This is a genomic window from Paraburkholderia strydomiana, assembly GCF_031456815.1.
GTDB classification, from domain to species: Bacteria; Pseudomonadota; Gammaproteobacteria; order Burkholderiales; family Burkholderiaceae; genus Paraburkholderia; species Paraburkholderia caledonica.
Window position 1 is genome coordinate 707,953 of record NZ_JAVDVL010000001.1, and the last position, 20,021, is coordinate 727,973.

10 protein-coding genes are annotated in these 20,021 nt (G+C 65.1%); 5 read left to right on the top strand and 5 right to left on the bottom strand.

Translation table 11 applies throughout. The features are described 5' to 3' along the window. The first annotated feature begins 2 nt into the window (after positions 1 to 2). The 3 genes from bcsB to J2W46_RS03240 are packed head-to-tail and all read left to right on the top strand — an operon-like array spanning position 3 to position 8,618. A complete protein-coding gene (bcsB, locus tag J2W46_RS03230; protein ID WP_310351239.1) occupies positions 3 to 2,639 on the top strand; it encodes a cellulose biosynthesis cyclic di-GMP-binding regulatory protein BcsB in 2,637 nt (878 codons plus the stop codon). A gap of 10 nt (positions 2,640 to 2,649) precedes the next feature. Continuing rightward, positions 2,650 to 3,843: a cellulose synthase complex periplasmic endoglucanase BcsZ gene (gene bcsZ, locus J2W46_RS03235; RefSeq protein WP_310351242.1), complete on the top strand. Its 1,194-nt coding sequence runs from the start codon at positions 2,650 to 2,652 to the stop codon at positions 3,841 to 3,843. Then, positions 3,834 to 8,618, top strand: a complete 4,785-nt coding sequence (locus J2W46_RS03240; RefSeq protein WP_310351244.1) for a cellulose synthase subunit BcsC-related outer membrane protein — start codon at positions 3,834 to 3,836, stop codon at positions 8,616 to 8,618. Before bcsZ ends, J2W46_RS03240 begins: the two co-directional genes overlap by 10 nt. A gap of 72 nt (positions 8,619 to 8,690) precedes the next feature. On the opposite strand, the gene J2W46_RS03245 is transcribed toward J2W46_RS03240, so the two are convergent. After that, entirely contained in the window at positions 8,691 to 9,956 is a 1,266-nt protein-coding gene (locus tag J2W46_RS03245) for a DUF2252 domain-containing protein (protein WP_310351252.1), read from the bottom strand. A gap of 399 nt (positions 9,957 to 10,355) precedes the next feature. On the opposite strand from J2W46_RS03245, the gene J2W46_RS03250 reads away from it, so the two are divergent. Together J2W46_RS03250 and J2W46_RS03255 are read left to right on the top strand one after the other, a co-directional pair. Further along, the gene (locus J2W46_RS03250) at positions 10,356 to 13,055 is read left to right on the top strand and encodes a response regulator (protein WP_310351253.1); all 2,700 of its coding nucleotides are present in this window, start codon (positions 10,356 to 10,358) and stop codon (positions 13,053 to 13,055) included. 197 nt (positions 13,056 to 13,252) lie between these two features. After that, positions 13,253 to 13,519 carry a hypothetical protein gene (locus J2W46_RS03255; RefSeq protein ID WP_027804371.1) on the top strand — a complete coding sequence of 89 codons (267 nt, stop codon included), beginning with the start codon at positions 13,253 to 13,255 and terminating at the stop codon, positions 13,517 to 13,519. A 22-nt stretch (positions 13,520 to 13,541) separates the two neighbouring features. On the opposite strand, the gene J2W46_RS03260 is transcribed toward J2W46_RS03255, so the two are convergent. From J2W46_RS03260 to J2W46_RS03275, 4 genes are read right to left on the bottom strand one after another with little or no spacing between them, the layout of a single operon-like run. Continuing rightward, positions 13,542 to 14,951: an ATP-binding protein gene (locus J2W46_RS03260; protein ID WP_310351257.1), complete on the bottom strand. Its 1,410-nt coding sequence runs from the start codon at positions 14,949 to 14,951 to the stop codon at positions 13,542 to 13,544. Further along, positions 14,948 to 15,661, bottom strand: coding sequence for a response regulator (locus tag J2W46_RS03265; RefSeq protein ID WP_087753442.1), 714 nt, complete (start codon positions 15,659 to 15,661; stop codon positions 14,948 to 14,950). Before J2W46_RS03265 ends, J2W46_RS03260 begins: the two co-directional genes overlap by 4 nt. Positions 15,662 to 15,677: 16 nt before the next feature. Beyond that, positions 15,678 to 18,809 carry an efflux RND transporter permease subunit gene (locus J2W46_RS03270; protein WP_310351261.1) on the bottom strand — a complete coding sequence of 1,044 codons (3,132 nt, stop codon included), beginning with the start codon at positions 18,807 to 18,809 and terminating at the stop codon, positions 15,678 to 15,680. After that, positions 18,806 to 20,002: an efflux RND transporter periplasmic adaptor subunit gene (locus tag J2W46_RS03275; protein WP_310351262.1), complete on the bottom strand. Its 1,197-nt coding sequence runs from the start codon at positions 20,000 to 20,002 to the stop codon at positions 18,806 to 18,808. Before J2W46_RS03275 ends, J2W46_RS03270 begins: the two co-directional genes overlap by 4 nt. Positions 20,003 to 20,021 lie beyond the last annotated feature (19 nt).

Genomic DNA, 20,021 nt, shown 5'->3' on the forward strand with positions numbered 1-20,021 from the left:
CTATGCGCAACTGGATGGCGAAGGGAAGCATCGAACGCTCGAATCAGCAGCGTTACGAGTCGCACAGTGACACAAACTTGCAGCGCCGCGACGCGCAGCGCCCTCGCTCTTCACGGCTGACGCGCGGCGTCGCGTGCTGGCTCGCGTTGCAGACCGCATTGGCCGCGCCGCTCGCGTCGGTGGCCGAAGCGGCCGCTGCGGGGTCGGGCACCGTGGGAAAGGCAGACACGGCCAACTCAGCCAACGCAGCCGACACCGCCGCGCCGCGCACGCAAGCCGCGCTTCGAGCGCAGGCAACGCCGCCCGCAGCGGCGGCTGGGAACACGGCAACACATGCAACCGGCACGGGCAACGGCCCCGCGCCGAGTCCCGCCGTACCCTACGACCCGGCGATGATCGCGCAAGCGCCATTGGCTACGCCTACGCCGGCGCTCGCCGCGTCGGCGGTCAAAGCGCTGGGCGTCAAGACGCCGACCACCGCCGAACCGGGCACGCTGGTGCCGGGCGGCCGTCGCCAGACGCTCACGTTCGCCGACCTTGGCGCGCTCGATCCGCTGCAGTTGCGCGGCACCGACGGCCAGAACGGCGTCGCGTTCTCGGTGCGCGGCGACGAGGTCGTAACGGGCGCGATCCTGCATCTGATCTACAGCTACTCGCCCGCCCTGCTGCCGAACATCTCGCAACTCAAGGTGCTGGTAAACGGCGAAGTCGCGGCGACGCTGCCCGTGCCGCGCGACCAGGCCGGGATGCTGGTCGCGCGCGACGTGTCGCTCGACCCGCGCTTCGTCAGTGAATTCAATCACCTGAACGTGCAGTTGATCGGGCATTACACGGCGAGTTGCGAGGACCCGGCGAACTCGTCGCTATGGGCCACCGTCAGCAATGCAAGCTCGCTCGATCTGACGTACGCGTCGCTCGCCAGCAAGCCGGATCTCGCGGCCCTGCCGCAGCCGTTTTTCGACCGACGCGACGTACGACGCCTCGAACTACCGTTCGTATTCCCGCAGAAGCCGACAGCCGGCACGCTCGAGGCAGGCGGCATCGTGGCCTCGTGGTTCGGCGCGCTCGCCGGCTATCGCGGCGCGCTGTTCCCGGCGCAGCAGGACAACGTGCCGCTGTCGGGCAACGCCGTCGTGTTCGCCACCGACGACCAGCGCCCCGCCGGCGTCACGATTCCAGCCATCTCGGGCCCGACCATTGCCGTGGTCGACCGTGAAGCGCCGGCGCGCGGCAAGCTGCTGCTGGTGCTCGGACGCACCGACGCCGAACTGAAGATCGCCGCGCGCGCGCTCGGTATCGGACAGAACACGCTGACCGGCCAGAGCGTGACGATTACGCGGCTCACCGAACTCGCGAAGCGCGCGCCGTACGACGCGCCGAACTGGCTGCCCACGCATCGACCGGTGCGCTTCGGCGAGCTTGCCGACGCGCGCGACCTGACCGTGTCGGGCTACGACGCCGACACGGTCCACGTGAATCTGCGCGTACCGCCCGACCTGTTCATGTGGCATACCAAGGGCGCGCCGATCGACCTGCGCTACCGCTACACGGTACGTCCGCAGCGCGACCGCTCGTCACTGAACGTCAGCGTGAACAGCGGCTTCGTGCAGGCGCTGCCCATTCCGGCCGAGTCCAGTTCGGTATTCGACCTGAGCCATTATTTCGCGCGCGTGCTGCCCGACAAGACGGCCGAGGCGCGCCGTACCCTGCATATTCCGCCGCTGCTGCTGACCCCGCGCGCGCAACTGCGCCTGCACTTTTACTATGACATTCCGAATACCGGCGAATGTCATGGGCGGCTGCTTGAGAACGTGATCGGCGCGGTGGATCCGAATTCGACGATCGACCTGTCGTCGTTTCCCCACTACATGGCGTTGCCCGATCTCGCGGCGTTCGCGAACAGCGGCTTTCCGTTCACGCGCATGGCGGATCTGTCGGAAACGGCGGTGATCCTGCCGAACGACGCCGACTCGAGCGACTACAGCCTCTACCTGCTGACCATGGGACGCATGGGCGCATCGACCGGCTATCCGGTCGCGGGCGTGACAGTCGGCACCGCCGACGACGTCGACAAATACGCCGACAAGGACCTGCTGATTTTCGGCGCGCCCGGCAAGCAACCGCTACTTCAACGCTGGGCCAAGTCGATGCCGTTTTCGAGCGACGGCGACTCGCGCACGTTCCAGCTGTCCGACATCGTCTTCAAACTCGAGGACTGGTGGCACGGCGAGCGCGGCGTCGAGCGCCTGCCAGCGCGCGCCGACCTCACGCTTGTCAGCTCGAACGGCGACGCGCTCCTGACCGGCTTCGAATCGCCGCTGAAAAAGACCCGCAGCGCGGTGGCTCTCGTGAGCGCGGCCGGGCAGTCGGACGCCGATCTGTCGGCCGCCCTGCTCGACGCCGACGTGCTGCCGGAGATTCAAGGCGCGATGGCCGTGATCCACGGCCGCACGGTCACGATCACATCGAACGGCGACGCGTACTATGTCGGCCATTTGTCGCCACAGGAGTATCTGCGCTGGGCGCTGTCGTCGCATCCGTTGCTGCTGATGCTGGGCGGCGTGCTCGCGGCGCTGATCATCGCGGCGCTGTTCTACCGGATGCTGCGCTCGGTCGCGGCGCGCCGTTTGAAGGACTAACAGGACTGACATGCGGGTTCGAATCAACAGAAAACAAGGTGTGAAATTGGCGCTCTCGCTGGCGCTGGGCGTCGCGGCATCGGCGGCGTGCGCGAACGTGCTGAAGGTCGCGCAGAATGCAGCCGCGCCCGGCGCGTGCGGCGACTGGACTGGCTATCGAACTTTCGTCGAGCGCTTCGTGCAAGCCGACGGTCGCGTGATCGATTACTCCACGCCTACCCAGCAGACCACCTCCGAAGGCCAGTCGTATGGCCTCTTCTTCGCACTCGTTGCGAACGACCGCGCCACGTTCGACCGGCTGCTGAACTGGACGCGCACCAACCTCGCGGGCAATCAGTTCGATCCGCAAAATCTGCGCTTGCCGTCGTGGCAATGGGGCAGGAAATCGGACGGCTCTTACGGCGTGCTCGATCCGAATTCCGCATCGGACTCCGACTTGTGGATCGCCTACGATCTGCTGCAGGCCGGGCGCCTGTGGCATGACGCGAGCTACACGCAGCTCGGCCAGGCGCTCGCGGCGCGCATCGCGCGTGACGAGATGACGAACCTGCCTGGCGTCGGTCCGATGCTGCTGCCCGGGCCCGAAGGTTTCAAAAGCGGCGGCGTGACGCGCCTCAATCCGAGCTACCTGCCGTTGCCCGTGCTGCGCGCGCTTGCCCATGAAGTGCCGAACGGTCCGTGGGCGAAGCTCGCCGACAGCGCCTACAAGTTCGTCAAGACAACAGCGCCGCAAGGCTTCGCGCCCGACTGGGCGGCGTGGCAAAACGGCCAGTTCGTGGTCGACCCGAAAAACGGCGACACCGGCAGCTACGACGCGATCCGCGTCTATCTATGGGCGGGCATGGCGTCTCCTGCCGATCCGCTTGCGAAGCCATGGCTCGCCGCGCTCGGCGGCATGCGCGCAAAGGTCCAGCAAAACGGCTTCCCACCGGAGAAGGTGTCGTCGACCAACGGCTCGGCGAGCGGCGAAGGCCCGCTCAGCTACTGGGCCGCGCTCGCGCCGTACTTCAAGGCGCTCGGCGACGCGCACGGCCTTGGCCTCGCGCGCACGCATCTGGCCGCGCTCGACGCCAGCGTGCCTGGCCGCGAGCCCGTTTACTACGACAGGGTGCTGGGCCTGTTCGGCACGGGTTTCATCGACGGACGCTATCGCTTCGACGAAAGCGGACGCCTCGTGCCCAGCTGGAGAACCGCATGCGATTGAGCGCCCTCGCGTTGTCAATGCGCTTCGCGCTGAGCCTCCCGCTTGCCTGCTGCCTCGCGGCGGCCGCACCCGACGCGTTGGCTCAGGCGCCGGCACCAGGGTCGAAAGATCCAATGGGCGTGCTGATCGATCAGGGCAAGTACTGGCAATCGCATCAGCGCGGCGACCTCGCGGAGCAGGCCTGGCTGAAGGTGTTGCGCATCGACCCGAAACAGCCCGACGCGTTGTTCGGCATGGGCATGGTGCTCGCCGACCGCAAGGACGGCGCGGGTGCACAGCAGTATCTCTCGCGACTGAAGGCGGTGGCGCCGAACTACCCGAGCCTCGATGAACTCGGCCGGCGGCTCGGTGAATCGAGCCTGCGCGACCAGACCGTGAACGACGCGCGGCGGCTCGCGCAAAGCGGCCAGAGCGCGAGCGCGGTGCAGGAGTATCAGCGCGCGTTGAGCGGCAAGCCCGCCACGCCGGCGTTGCAGCTCGAGTACTACCAGGCGCTGTCGGCTACGCCGCAAGGCTGGGATCAGGCGCGTCGCGGACTCGAACAACTCGCGCGTGATAATCCGGACGATCCGCGTTACGCACTCGCCTACGCTCAGCATCTGACCTATCGCGACGTCACGCGCCGCGACGGTATCGCGCGGCTGCAAAAACTCGCCGGCGACAGCACGGTGGGCGCGTCGGCGAAAAAGAGCTGGCGGCAGGCACTGCTCTGGCTTGACGCGCGCCCCTCGGACGCCGCGCTGTACCAGGCGTATTTGCAAAGCGCGAACGACGACGCCGCAGTCAAGGCGCGCTTCGATTCGATGGTGCAGCAGGACAAGGCGGCACGTGAGCGCGCGCAGGAAAACGCCTCCGTCGACGCACGCGGGCGCACCGTCGCCGAGGGCTTCGCCGCACTCGATCGCAACGACGCGGCCACGGCGCGCGCGAAATTTTCGTCGGTGCTGGCTAATAGTCCGAACGACACCGACGCGCTTGGCGGCATGGGCATCGCCGCGCTCAAGCAGGAGCACTTCGCCGAAGCTCGCAACTATCTGGAGCGCGCGTCGCGCAACGGCAACCCGGCTCGCTGGAAAACCGCGCTGGATAGCGCGACGTACTGGACCTACACGAGCGACGCAATCGGCGCGCGCAGCAACGGCGAATTCGCGAAGGCGAAGTCGCTGTTCGAACGCGCCATCGCGATGAATCCTTCAGATGTCACCGCGCAAGTGCTGCTCGGTGAAATGCTGCTTGCGAACCGTGACGCGGCCGGCGCCGAACAGGCATACCGGATGGCGCTGCGCCGCCAGGCAGACAACCCCGACGCCATTCGCGGACTCGTCGGCGCGCTGGCCGCCCAAGGTCGCGGCGACGAAGCGTTGCAATTCGCCAATCGACTGAACACGGAACAGCAGTCGAAGGCGGGCGGCATCAATCGTCTGCGTGGAGAAGCGCAGGCGGCTCAGGCGCGCGCGGCCGAAGCGCACGGCGATCTGGGCAGCGCACGCAGTCTCTTCGAAGACGCGCTGCTCAACACGCCCGACGACCCGTGGCTGCGTCTGGACCTCGCGCGTATTTACGTGCGCCAGGGCGCGGTCGCGAACGCGCGCAGCATGATGGACGGCCTGCTCGCCGCGCATCCTGACATGACCGATGCGCTGTATGCGAGCGCGCTGCTGTCGGCGGAAACGCAGGACTGGTCAGCCGGTCTCGCCCAACTCGAACGCATTCCTGTCGCGCAACGCACCGACGCGATGGCGGCGTTGCAGCATCGGCTGTGGGTGCATCAGCAGGCCGATCTCGCCACACGCATGGCGCGCAGCGGTCAGACCCAACAGGCGCTCGCAACCTTGCGCGCAGCCGAGCCGGTGGCGGGGAACAGTCCCGAACTGATCGGCGTAATCGCCGCGGCCTACCAGCAGGCCGGCGATCCGAACCGCGCGCTGAGCCTGGTGCGCAGAGCGATGAACGCGGCACCCGGCAACACCGATCTGCTGCTGCAATACGCGGGCATTCTGTCGGCTACGCAGCAGCAAGCAGAGCTCGGCATGGTGATGCGCCGTCTGTCGTCGATGCAATTGACGCCGCAGCAGCGCACCGACTTCGCCAATCTGAATCTCGGCATCGTCATCAAACAATGCGACGCCGTGCGTCAGCGTGGCGACCTCGCCAGCGCCTACGACGTGATCGCGCCGTGGCTCGCGGCGATGCCCGACAATCCCGACCTGCAGGCCGCTTTGGGCCGCCTGTATGCGTCGGCCGGCGACGACCGCAACGCGCTCGAAAGCTATCGCGTTGCATTGCGGCGCAAGCCCGACGACCTCAATCTGCTGCAGGCGGCGATTTCCGCCGCGTCTGGTGCGAAGCAGTTCAGCTACGCCGAATCGCTGGCGTCGCAGGCCTTGAAAGCAGCGCCCAACGACCCGGGCGTGCTTGCCACCGTCGGCCGAATGTATCGCTCGGAAGGCAAGCTGTCGCTCGCGTCGACCTATCTGCAGCGCTCGCTGGTCGCCGCCAACACACCGCTGATGGCGAATGCGCCGCGCAATACCGCGGCGAGCAACGTGCCGCGCGGCTGGGAAGCAGCGATGCGCCGTATCGGCGCGACGCCGTTGCCCGGCACCAATCCTTTCGAGGGAAAAACCGCGACGCTCGCGCCGACCGAAGCCGATAACGCAGCGCCCGGCTTCAATGCTTCTTCGAACGCCGCGCGAGCTTCCCTTCCGTACTCGCAGTCTTCCTTGCCGACACAGACCGTGCCGAACTATCCGCCGCCCATGCAGCCCGCGCCATACGTCGCACCTTATGCGGCACCCGCGCAGCCCTACACGCCGAACAGCGCGCCCGCCGCGCTGCCGTACAACGCGCCTCGTCAGGGGGCCGACGCTGGCGGCTATGGCGAGGACAGCTACGGATCGAGCCAGTCCGGCGCACCGTTGCAGCCCTACCCTGGGCAGAACGGCCAGGCCGCCCAGCCGCAGATGCCGATGCAAGCTCCGATGCAGCCGGTGCAGCAGCAATACAACCCGGCTTACGCGCAGCAGGCGCCGTATCCGCAGCAGCAATACGGCACGCCCGATGGCTATGCGCCGACGCCCTGGCCCATGTCGCCCGCCGCGCGCGAGGCGCAGGCCAATGCCGGGACGATGCAGCCGCAGCCGTATGGCTCGACAACCGCAGCCGCAGCGAACGGCAAACGCACCGCGAGCAAAAAGCAAAGCGCGTCGAAGAACAGCCGCAACGCAGCCGGTTATGCACAGCAACAGCAACCGTATTACGGACAACAAGCTTATCCGCAACAGCAGCAACCGCAAGGCTACGCGCAACAGCCTTATCAGTCGTATCCGCAGCAGCAGGGTTATGGCCAGCAGCCGTATCAGCCCTATCCGCCGCAGCAGCAGGCCTATGGCAATCAGGACAATCAGGGCTATTACGGGCAGCAACAGCCTTACATTCCGCAGCCGCCGAGCGGCTATGCGCAAGCGTATTACCCGCAACAGCCGGGCATGAACGGCAGCGGCGGCAATGGCGCGAACTACGCGCAGCCAAACGTCGCCAATGCGCAGACCCTTGGCGTAGCCGAGGAACTGGCGCAGGTCAATCGCGAGCAGGCGAGCACGGTCTCGGGCGGCATTGTGTTTCGCAACCGCAGCGGCGAGGACGGCTTGTCCACGCTCACCGACATCGAAGCGCCGATACAAGGCCGCATCAAGGCAGGCAACGGCCATGTCGTGGTGACGGCAACTCCCGTCACGCTGGATGCCGGCACCGCGGCAGGCAACGTGTCGACGCTCGCGCGTTTCGGCGCGGGGCTGTCGAACAGCACGTCGGCAGCGGCGGCCGTTGCGGGCACCAACAATTACGGCAGCCAGACGGCGAGCGGCGTGGGCCTGTCAGTTGGTTACGAAAGCCGCAAGCTCAGCGGCGATATTGGCGTGACGCCCATCGGCTTTCGCGAGACGAACATAGTAGGCGGCGCGCAGTACAACGGCGGCATCACCGACAAGGTCTCCTATTCGCTCGCCGTCGCCCGGCGCGCGGTCACCGACAGTCTCTTGTCGTACGCCGGCACACGCGACGCTGCGTCCGGCCTCGAATGGGGCGGCGTCACATCGACCGGCGGCCTCGCGAGCCTTGCGTGGGACGACGGCACCAGCGGTCTGTACGTGAACGCGGCGTTCCAGTACTACGACGGACACAACGTCGTGACGAACACAGCCTGGAAGGGCGGCGGCGGCATCTACACGCGCCTCTTCAAGGACGCCGACCAGACGTTCACCATCGGTGTGAACACGACGCTGATGGGCTACGACAAGAACCTGTCGTACTTCACGTATGGCCAGGGCGGCTACTTCAGCCCCCAACAGTACGTGATCCTGAATCTGCCGATCGAATGGACTGGCCGCAACGGCGCCTTTACGTATGACCTGAAGGGATCAATCGGCGTGCAGCATTACCGGCAGGACGCATCGAACTACTTCCCGCTCGGCAACTCGGGCTCGTTGCAAGCGGCGGCTGCGGGTCAGGCGGCGCTAATCGGCAGCGGTGTCGATAGCGGCGCCCAGTACCCGGGGCAAAGCAAAACCGGCGTGTCGTATTCGCTGAGCGCTGTAGGCGAATACCAACTCGCGCCGCAACTGGCGTTCGGCGCAACGGCTTCGCTCGGCAATGCTTATCAATATCGCGAGTGGCTTGCCGCAGTCTACGTTCGCTACAGCTTTACGAGGCAGACAGGCCTGCAGCCGTTCCCGCCCACACCGCTCAGTTCGCCGTATTTGTCGCTGTCCAACTAGCGCACGTTTGATCGGGCTCGCGCGTCTGATTCCGCGGCGGCCCGATTTGCTGGACCGCCGTCACGGCGTTTTTCAGGCCGCGTCGGAGCCGGTTGCGTATTTGCGGCAATGCTCGAGGTATCCGGCGGCGTGACTGCTCACCAGTTGCACGATGCTTTTCCAGAGCCAGCCCGGTGCGTCGAGTGTCTTCGAACGGTTCTTGCGCAGCTCGGCGAGCCATGCCTTGCGTTCGGCAAGATGCATTTGCCGCGCGTGCGCCTTGCCCACTACCAGCGCAAGAAAACGCGCCGCCTTCGTCGCTTCGTCGCGAGTCAGTTGCTCGATCGTCAGCTTCATGTCCTGCGGCAGCAACTCGCGTATCACCACCGCGCGATCCGCAAGGCGCGCCGATCTCATCCGGTCGCCGAGCGAAGGCGACAGATGCCGCGCGCCCTCCACCACCCGCTCCGCGTTGTCGCGTGGCATTCTCACGCCCGCATAGCGAGGCGCCGCAGCGGGCGCTGCCTCCTTGATGTCGATCAGGCACAGATCGTCGCCGTCCACTGCAGCGCCGTCGATGTCGAGCAGCACCGCGTAGCGCAGCCGTCCGAGCGAACTGCAGCCCTTGACCCAGTAGGCGGCGTCGAGCACTTCGACGTCCGCCTCATCGCCTGCGCCACGCAATGCAGTCGCGAGTGCGGCAACTGACGTTTTACTGAACAGCTCGTCGATCTCGCGCCGCTCGTTTTTGGCAAGCGGCCAGAAACGGGAACCGAGCGGAATAGTCGGCTCGCTATCTTCGATACGCTCTTCGGCAAGATGGCGCCATGAACGCCGCACCGCTTCCTTCATCACGACGCGCACCGCCTCCGGTTTCTCCGCGTGAATGTCCGCCTCACCCGCGCTCTCGTCGAAGGCGCGTTCATAGCCGTCGGCCAGCGCCTCCATCATCTGAACGATCGTCACGCCTGGCAGGTCGGAACCGCGCGCTGCCGTCGCGAGCGAAAGCCCGAGCCGGATGAGGTCGTGCGCGGGATTGCCGATCACCGTCTGATCGAGATCGCGAATCTGGATCTCGACGCGGCCATTCGCATCGGCGACGGGCCCGAGATTGCCCGTATGGCAATCGCCGCAGATCCATACACCGGGACCTTCGGGTAGCGCGTGCCCTTCGATTCCGTCGAGCCACTCATAAAATCGGTTCGTGCTGCCTCGCACATACGCATGCGCGGAGCGCGCCATTCTCGCGTTGCGGCGCGCGGTCAGAAGCGGCTGGCGCGCTTCGGCTTCGGGGAGCTTCTTCGCCCGCTTGCTGAGCGGTTTGGACAGCTTGTTTGTTGTGACGGGCTTCTTCGCCATTTGTACGGTCCGCTCTTATCGATATTCGAAGCCGGCGCGGCACGTGTCCTCGCCAGCGCTTGTCGCGCGCATTGTCGCGTGCGCAAGCAACGACCTTCAGCAGGAATCGCGCCTATCGTGTGAAGCATTCTGTAAGGGCACATGAGGCTTCAACGGTTACTAGTGCGAGATATAAACCGCCGCCGGAGAATACGTTCTGAAGTTCTCTCCGACGTATGGGCATCGGCGCTTCTTTCCGCTTCCGGATGCGCTTGCGCACAGTGCGCAGGTAAAACTTGCGAGAGCATAGGGGCGACCGAAGGCTAAAGTGTGCCGGCGCCATACGAAGCCTTTACGCGCGCTATGTGAACCGGCAGACTGGAGGCCCACACATCCATGTGACCCTCTGTGGAGCGCAGCATGCCATTTCCGGCACAAGATCACGGCTGTCCTGGTTGGGGCGGCGAGATGGCGCGGCGCATCAGCGAATTCGACTGGTCCGCAACCGACGTCGGCGCGATCCCGAACTGGCCCCGCAGCCTGACCGCAACCGTGCAGCTGCTGCTTGCCTCGCCTGTGCCGCTCGTGCTGCTGTGGGGCAGAGCCGGCCACATGATTTACAACGACGCCTACGCGGTTTTCGCGGGCGGACGGCATCCGTATCTGTTGGGCTGTCCCGTCGAGACAGGCTGGCCCGAGGTCGCCGACTTCAATCGTCACGTCATGAATACGTGCCTTGCCGGCGGCACGCTGTCGTATCGCGACAAGGAACTCGTGCTGCTGCGCGAAGGCAAGCCCGAAGACGTGTGGATGGATCTGTACTACAGCCCCGTTGCAGACGACAGCGGCGCGCCTGCGGGCGTACTCGCCATCGTTGTCGAGACGACGGGGCGTGTGTTGACCGAGCGCTGGCGACAACGCGCCGAAGCCGAGCTGCATGAGACGAACGAACGCCTGCAACTCGCGCTGAATACGGGTGCCGTGCTCGGCACGTGCGTCGTGGATATGCGCACTCAAAAGATCACTGGCGACGAGCGCTTCGCCCGCACTTTTTCGTTGTCGGTGGACGAGGCCGCTCGGGGCGTCGATCACCGCGCGGCGACAAAAATGATCCATCCCGACGATCAATCGCTGCTCCAACATCTGACCTTCAAGGCGCTGTCCGGCGGAAAACCGTTTCGCGCCGAGTACCGGATTCGCCGCCCCAATGGCGATTACGTGTGGGTGCAAGCGAACGGCCAGTGCGAATTCGACGATAACGGCGTACCCACCCGGTTTCCCGCCGTGCTGATCGACATCCACGAACGTAAGATCGCCGAGCAGTCGCTGCGCCAGTTGACGGAGACGCTTGAACAGCGCGTTGCCGATGCGGTCGCCGCACGCGCCTTCGCAGAAGAACAGTTGCGCCAGGCGCAGAAGATGGAAGCGATCGGCAGCCTGACGGGCGGTGTCGCGCACGACTTCAATAACGTGTTGCAAGTGATCAACGGCAATCTGCAAATGATGGCCGCCGACACCGGGGATAATCCCGCAACGCTGCGCCGTTTGTCGGCGGCGACCGATGCCGTGAAGCGCGGCGCGAAACTGGCCGCGCATCTGCTGGCGTTCGCGCGCCGCCAGCCGCTTTCGCCGACGGTGCTCAATCCGCGCCGGCTGCTCGCGGGCATGAGCGAGATGCTGCACCGCGCGCTCGGCGAGACCATCACGATCAAAACGATATTGAGCGACGATCTGTGGAACGTGCAGGCCGATCGGAACCAACTAGAAAACGCGCTGCTCAATCTCGCGATCAACGGACGCGACGCGATGAAAGCCGACGGCACGCTCACTGTCCGTGCCGCGAACCGTGTGCTGGATGCCGCGTTTTGCAACGACCACGCGGAGCTGTCGCCGGGCGAATATGTCGTGTTCTCCATCACCGATACCGGCGCGGGCATGCGGCCAGAGGTGCTTGAACACGCGTTCGAACCGTTCTTCACGACCAAGCCGAACGGTCATGGAACGGGCCTCGGCCTCAGTATGGTGTTCGGCTTTGTCCGGCAAAGCGGCGGCCATACGCTGATTGAAAGCGAGGTGGGACAGGGTACGACCGTGTCGCTGTACTTCCCGCGCTGCTGCGAGCCCGAAACTCCCGAAACCGTCGATCAGACCGCCACGCCGGTAGGCGGCGGCGAAACGATCCTCGTTGTCGAAGACGATGCGGACGTGCGTCTGACCGCCGTCGAAATGCTCGCGCAACTTGGCTACAAGGTGCTGACTGCATCGAGTGGCGATGCGGCGCTCGAATTCATCCAGAGTGACATGCCGATCGACCTGTTGTTCACCGACGTGGTGATGCCGGGCAAGATCAAAAGCGTCGAACTGGCGCGCCGTGCCGCGGCGCGCTCGCCCGCGGTGCCGACCTTGTTCACGTCCGGTTATACGCGCGACGAGATCGTCCATCACGGCAAACTCGATGCCGGCATTACGTTGCTGTCGAAACCGTATCGACGCGACGATCTCGCGCGCAAGGTGCGAAGTGTGCTGCGTGCGTCGGCAGGGCCGGTTGCCGGTGCAACGCATGTCGGCAAGATGACCGACCGGGAGATCGCTGCGTGCGTGCCGCCCGTGGCCTACGATCCGTCGAGCGTCGAGACGCCGGGCGTTGAGATGCCGGACGGCGATGCGCCGGGCGTCGGCACGCCGGACGGCGCCGCGCGTGGGCCTGAAGCTCCTCAAGACGTCGCGCCCGAAGCTGCGCCGGCGCGCTCGCCGGCTCACGTGCTACTCGTCGAGGACGACGCCGATTCGCGCGAGGCGCTGAGCAGCCTGCTCGGCGCGCTGGGTCTCGACTGTACGTCGGTGGGGAGCGCGGAAGAAGCGCTGCCGCTCGTGCCGGCGCAACGCTACGACATTCTGTGCACCGACATCACGCTACCGGGCATGTCGGGCGACAATCTCGCGCGCGCGGTCCTGCGCGCACAGCCGGACGTGCAAGTGCTGCTGGTGTCCGGTTACGGCGCGCATGCGCCGATCGGCGACAGCATTCCCGGCGCGCGGATGCTCGGCAAACCGCTCGACCTCGCCCAGTTGCGGCGCGAGCTTGCGCAGTGGCTCGATCCCATCGAAGCCGCCTGGTGACGCCGGGCGCCTCCTGGCGCGGCGTGCGCTTTTCGCACCGCAAGCCGGAATGCGGCATATATTGGTTTATATCGATGAAGCCGCGCGCGGCGCGAAGCGCGCAGCGCATACGCGCCCTGGTATGATGCCGGGCGCGCGCCTGCTTTCCTGTCGCGTGGGCGCTTGACCTTCCGCCGCTTTTTGTCACGAGAGCCATCATGCCTTCCCAACACGACCCAGCCCCCGCTGCGAGCCCAAGCCCGACCAAGGCGAGGCGCAAAGAGCTGTCCATCACGGCGCGCAATCTTCTGATGGTAGCCGTCGGCGTGCTCGTCTTCGCGATAGTCTCGGGTGTGGTGCTGTATCAGCCGATCGCCTATGGCGATGCAATCCCCAACTTCGGCATCATTCTCATGCTGACGGTGCCAGTAATCGCGGGCGTCGCGTTCCGGGTGGGACTGGATGCGTGGCTCGACCGCGAGTAATAGAAGAGCGGGCAGCGGGTCGCTACCCCGCCCCACCCGGCACCACCACCCACACCTCCAGGCCGCCGCCCTCGCGCGCGTGAAACTCCACCCTGCCACCGTGCAGCCGCGCGATCCGCTCGACAATCGCGAGCCCAAGCCCCGTGCCGCCGCTATGCGCTCGCGCGTTCCTGCCGCGTTGGAAGGGTGCCTTCAACTCCTCGAGTTCTTCCGCCGATAACCCCTTGCCGCGGTCGCCCACTGCGACATACACCGTGTCGTCGGTCGCCCAGCTACGCACCGCCAGTCCACCGCCGCCGTACACGATCGCGTTCTGCATCAGATTCATCAGGAGCCGCATCATGCTCACCGGGCGATAGGGAATCAGCGGCAAGCGTGCGAGCGACAGTTCGAACTCATGCCCGAGTCCCGCGAAGTCGCCTGCAAGCCGCTCGATCAACGCGTTCAGATCGCCGGGTTCGGCTGGCTCCCGCTCGCCGCTGCCTGCGTAGTCCATGAACTGCTGCAAGATGGTTTCGATCTGGTCGAGGTAGGACTCCGCCGCCACCACGAAACTGCTGTCGCTGCTCTCCGGCATCGCCATGGCCATCGAAAGGCGGAGCTTGGTGAGCGGCGTGCGGATGTCGTGCGAGATGCCGGCTAACATCAGCGCGCGGGTCGCTTCCGCTTGTTGCAACGCGTGCGTCATCTGATTGAAAGCGCTGCTGACGGCGGCAATTTCCAAAGGGCCGGTGGTCGGCAACGGCGGCGGCGCGTCGCCGTCGCTCAGGCGCTGCGCCGCGCGCGTCAACTCCTGAAGCGGCCGGTTCAGGTGAAGCTGAATCGCGTAGCCTGTCAACGCCGCCAGCGCGGCAAGGCCGAGCGACAGCAGAATGGCCGCATCGAGCCCATTGCCCTGGGCGTCTTCGGGAATCGGCAGTGCAATCCAATACGGTGCAGCGGATGTGTTGGCCTCGGACGCGGCGGCGCCCGAGGCGACGGCTGCCGAAGCCGCGCCGCCCGGTCCATCGGCGGGCGCATGCATGCGAATCCAGAGGCGTTGGCCTCCTTCGGTCTGCCAGCGCGCCTCCATGTCGGCCGGAAGATGTTCCCGCAGACTTTCGAGAAACACCTTGCGCTGATAGTTGCGATACCCGCGCAAGACACTCGACGGCGGCTCCGCCAGCGCACTGCCGGGAAGCCGCGCACGCGCGTCAAGACGCGCAGCCAGCGCATCGCGCGCGGCGCGCGGCGTGCTTTGCAGCAGGTTGTCGAGCGTCGTCACATAGGTGGCGAACACAGCGGCCGCGCGCTCCACGCGAGGCCGCTGCACATAATGCAGCAGCACGCCGAGCGAGCACACCTGGCTCAATACGACGAGCGCGATCAGCAATGCAATATTGCGCGCGAGCAGTGTCCGCGGCAGCACCCGTTGCAATAGTGGACGGCTCATGAATCGACGTCCGCGATCAGCATGTAGCCGACGCCCCACACTGTCTTGATGAAGCGCGGCTTGGACGGATCGTTCTCGACGATCTGCCGCAGGCGCAGCACCTGCACGTCGATGCTGCGGTCGAGCGCATCGTGATCGCGCCCTCGCGCGCGAGCGAGCAGATTGTCGCGGCTTACCGGCCGGTTCGGCGACGACGCGAGCGCAACCAGCAGCAGCATCTGCGCCGAGTGGATTTCGAGCAGCGCGTCGCCGCGCATGAGTTGCTGTTTGCCGACATCGAGCACGAATTCGCCGAAGCGCACGCGTTGCGACGTGACCGTCACTTCGCCCGAAGCCATTTTCTGACGACGCAGCAGTGCATTGATTCGCGCCACCAGTTCGCGCGGAAGAAAAGGCTTCGCAAGATAATCGTCGGCGCCGGTTTCGAGACCCAGCACCCTGTCGAGCGGATCGCCCTTCGCGGTCAGCATCAGAATCGGCAACGTCTGCCCTTGCTCGCGCAAACGCGCACAGATCGCGAGCCCGTCCTCTTCGCCGATCATCAGATCCAATACCAGCAGATCGAACGGCTCGCGCTCGAGATAGCGGTCGAGCCGCTTACCGTCTTCCGCGACTCTGACGTCGAAGCCCTGCCCGCGCAAGAAACGCTGCAGCATGTTGCGCAGTTCGACTTCGTCGTCGAGCACGATGATTTTAGCGGGGCGATCCATGCGAAAGCTCCTCGTTTCAGGCGTCGTTTCGTGTTTTGCGCGCGGCCTGGCGTTCGGCAATGCGCTGCAATAACACGTAGAACGACGGAATGAACAGCACGGCAATGCACGTTGAAGCCAGCATACCGGAGAACACCGCGATACCGAGCGAGCGGCGCGCGCTCGCACTGGCGCCGGTAGCTACCACGAGCGGCACGACGCCGAGAATGAACGCGAACGACGTCATCATGATGGGCCGAAAACGCAGGCGCGCCGCTTCGACGGCGGCTTCTGCAATGCCCACGCCTTGCATACGCAAATGCCGGGCGAATTCGACAATCAGAATCGCGTTCTTCGCCGACAACGCGATCAACAGTACAAGGCCAATCTGCGTGTACAGGTTATTCGCGGCGCCGAGTAGTGCGAGCGTGCCGGCCGTGCCCAGCAGCGCGAGCGGCACGGCGAGCACGACCGCGATCGGTAACAGCCAGCTTTCATATTGCGCGGCGAGCACGCAAAACACGAGCAGCACACCGACTGCGAAGACCCAGTATGCGGAGTTGCCAACCAGCTTTTCCTGGTACGACATCGCGGTCCATTCATAGCCGATGCCGGCCGGCAGGATGCGCGCGGCTTCCTGCTCGAAGGCCCGGATCGCGTCCCCGGTGCTGTAGCCGCTAGCCGGGTTACCGTTGATGGCCGCCGCCGGTGCAAGGTTATACAGCGTCGCGACCGCCGGACCGACGCTCGTATGCGCGTCGATGAAAGTGCCCAACTCGACCATATGTCCGCTATTGCTGCGAATCTGCAAGCGGCGAATGTCGTCGGCCTCGCGGCGAAACGCGCCGTCCGCCTGCACGAATACGGGGAACGTGTGATTGAATGCAGTGAACTGATTGACGTAGGCCGAGCCCACGTAATCTTGCAGCAGATCGAACACATTGCCGACCGGCACTTGCAGCGATTCCGCCTTCGTGCGGTCGAGCGTCAGTTCGACGCTCGGCACCGAGGCGCGAAACGGACTGAACACGCGTTGCAGTTCCGGACGTTTCGACACGCTTGCGATCAGCGCATCGGTCGCGCTTTGCAGCCGCCGATAGTTCTGCGAGCCGTCGGTAAGCATCACCTGCATCTGCACGCCGCCGCTGTTGCCGAGCCCCTGGATCGGCGGCGGCACGATGACGACCGAGCGCACGTCGGGCAGCTTCGCCAGTTCCCTGTTCATGCGCAGATACAGCGAGCGGAGGTCCTCGCCCTTGCCGCGCTTGCTCCAGTCGTCGAGCGTGACGTAGATCAGCGCGGAATTCGGCAACGACGCGTTGTTATCGAGCGGCGAAATACCGCCGATCGACACCACGTGATTCACGCCGGGAATCGCGCCGATCCGCTTCTCGATCTGTGTGCTGGCCTCGCGCGTTCGTCCGAGCGATGCCGCGTCGGCGAGTTGCGCGGCAATGAGCATGTATCCCTGATCTTCGAGCGGAATGAAACTGGTCGGCACGCGCGTCAGCAGGAACGCCGATGCCGCGCCCAGCGCCAGCGCGATAACGAGCGCGAGCTTGCAGCGCGCGACGAACCACGAAACCGCCTTGACGTAGCCGTTCTCCACGCGCGCATAGGCCCTGTCGAACACGCGGTACACCACGTTCGGTTTGCCGGGCCGCTGGTGCCGCAACCAGCGCACGCTCTGCACCGGCTTGAGCGTCACCGCATTGATCGCGCTGATGATCGTGGTCGCAACCACCACGAGCGCAAACTGCCGGTACATCTGGCCGGTGACGCCGCCAAGAAACGCCGAAGGCAGGAACACCGACACCAGCACGAGCGTAATGCCGATGATCGGGCCGAGCAGTTCATGCATGGCGTCGATGGCGGCCTGCTTCGGCGTCTTGCCCTGCTCGATATGCTGCGTGATGCCTTCGACGACGACGATTGCATCGTCCACCACAATGCCTATCGCAAGAACGATCGCGAACAGCGTCAGCAGGTTGATGGAAAAACCCATCATGTAGATGGCGCCAAACGTGCCGACAATCGTGACGGGAATCGTCGTGGCAGGCACGAGCATCGCACGCCAGTTCTGCAGAAACAGCAGGATCACCGCGAGCACGAGCAACGCCGCCTCGAAGAGAGTCTTATAAACGTCGATCACGGATTGCCGCACGAAGGTCGTCGTATCGAAGGGCAATTGATAGGTGACGCCCTGCGGCATGTCTTTCGCGAGACGCGCCATGGTCTCCTTTACCGCATTGCCGACCTCCAGCGCATTTGCTTCGGGTAACTGATAGATCGCGATTCCGGCAGCGGGCTTGCCGTCGAGATTGAAGAACTGGCCGTAGCTCGACGAGCCGAGCTCGGTGCGTCCGACATCGCGAATGCGCACGAAATGGCCGCCGTCGTTCGAATCCGCCTTCACGATGATGTCGTCGAATTCATGCGGATCGGAAAGCACGCCACGCATCGTCACGGTAAGCTGGAACGCCCGGCCTCCCGCGTTGGGCTCCGAGCCGAGCTGGCCCGCGCTCACGTCCTTGCTCTGGCTCTGTATGGCCTGCATTACGTCGGCCGCGCTCAGATTGCGCTCGCTCAACTTCTGCGGATCGAGCCAGACCCGCATGCTGTACTGGCCGGTGCCGAACACGGTGACGTCGCCGACGCCCGGCAAACGCGCAAGCGTGTCGCGCAGATAAATGACCGCGTAGTTGCTGAGAAAAAGCGAATCGTATTTCGGGTTCGGCGATTGCAGCGTGTACAACTGCAAAATCGCCGTGGAGCGCTTCCTCACGGTCACGCCCTGCTGCTGAACTGCTTGCGGCAGTTGCGCGGTGGCCGCCGACACGCGGTTCTGCACGAGCACCTGCGCCTTGTCGACATCGGTGCCCACGGCGAACGTGACGGTGAGCGTGTAAGTGCCGTCGTTCGTACTCGTCGACTGCATGTACAGCGCGTTCTCCACGCCGTTGACCTGTGCTTCGATGGGCAACGCAACGCGGTCGATCACCGTCGTCGCGCTCGCGCCCGGAAAGTGCGCGACCACCTGCACGGTAGGCGGCGTGATCGGCGGATATTGCGCGACGGGCAGATTGATGAGCGCGACCGCGCCGAGCAGCATCGCGATCAACGCAATCACGTTGGCGAATACGGGGCGCTCGACAAAAAAGCGGATCATGAACGGCCCTGCGCTACGGCATCGACTGTCTGCACCTTGATGCCCGGCGCGACGGCGAGACCCCCGCCTGTCACGACCCTGTCTGCCGGACCGAGGCCGCTCTTGATCGCGCGCAGCGAACCGTACAGGCTGCCGGTCGTGACGCCGCGCTTCTCGGTCACGCCGCCGGCATTCACGACCAGCACCGATGCGCCGGCCTGCTCGCGCAGCAACGCGGTTTCCGGCACGAGCAGCACCTTCTGCGGCTCACTTACCGTAATATGCACCTCGACCGACATGCCCGGGATCAGATGCGTGTCGCGATTGGCGATATCAGCGCGCAACTTGATCGCGCCGCTCGCCGGATCGACTCGCGTATCGACGAATTCCAGCGCGGCGTCCTCACCTTGCTCCGGCTTGGCGCCGATCAGATTGACTCGCACGGTGCGCGGCGCTCGCGTAAAGAGGCCGATGCGGTTCGCGTCGCGCTCGTTCAACGTGAAGTTCACATATACCGGCTGGATGCGATCCAGCGTGGCGAGTTTCGTCGAATCCGATCCGCCCACCACATTGCCGACATCGAACGCGCGCGCGCCGATGCGGCCTGCGAACGGCGCGCGTATTTCCGTGTAGCCGAGATTGATGCGCGACATGTCCCGCTTCGCAAGCGCCTGGTCGCGGGTGGTCTGTGCCTTTTGCAGCGACGACTCCGAAGTCGCGTTGTCCGACGTGAGCTCCTTCTGGCGCTTCAGTTCCTGATCGGCGTTATCGAGCGAGGCCTGGTCGTAGACGAGTTGCGCGCGATACGTGTCCGGTTCGATGCGAAACAGCAGTTGCCCTTGCTTTACATTGGCGCCGTCTGTGAAGCCGATTTCCTTCAGTACGCCCTGAACGCGCGCGACTAGCGTGACGGTTGCCGACGGTGCGACGCTGCCGGTCAGATCGAGTTGCTCGCGCACTTCGCGCGACTCGGGATGCATGACGCTGACTTGCGGCAACTGCGCGGCCTGTGCGGCTGGGGCATTGCCGTCGTGGCAACCGCTGAATGCCGCGCTCAATGTCACGCTCAACGCCACGCTCAATGTCGTCAGCAGGGCAACGCGAGGCAAGGCGCGCAACGGACGGTACAACGCGGCGTGAAACGCTGGACGTCGCGGCTCTGCCGGCACGCGGGCATTCGCTGCGCCCTCGCCCACTGCTCTTCGATTGGCCATGTCGTTATTCCCCGCTTCG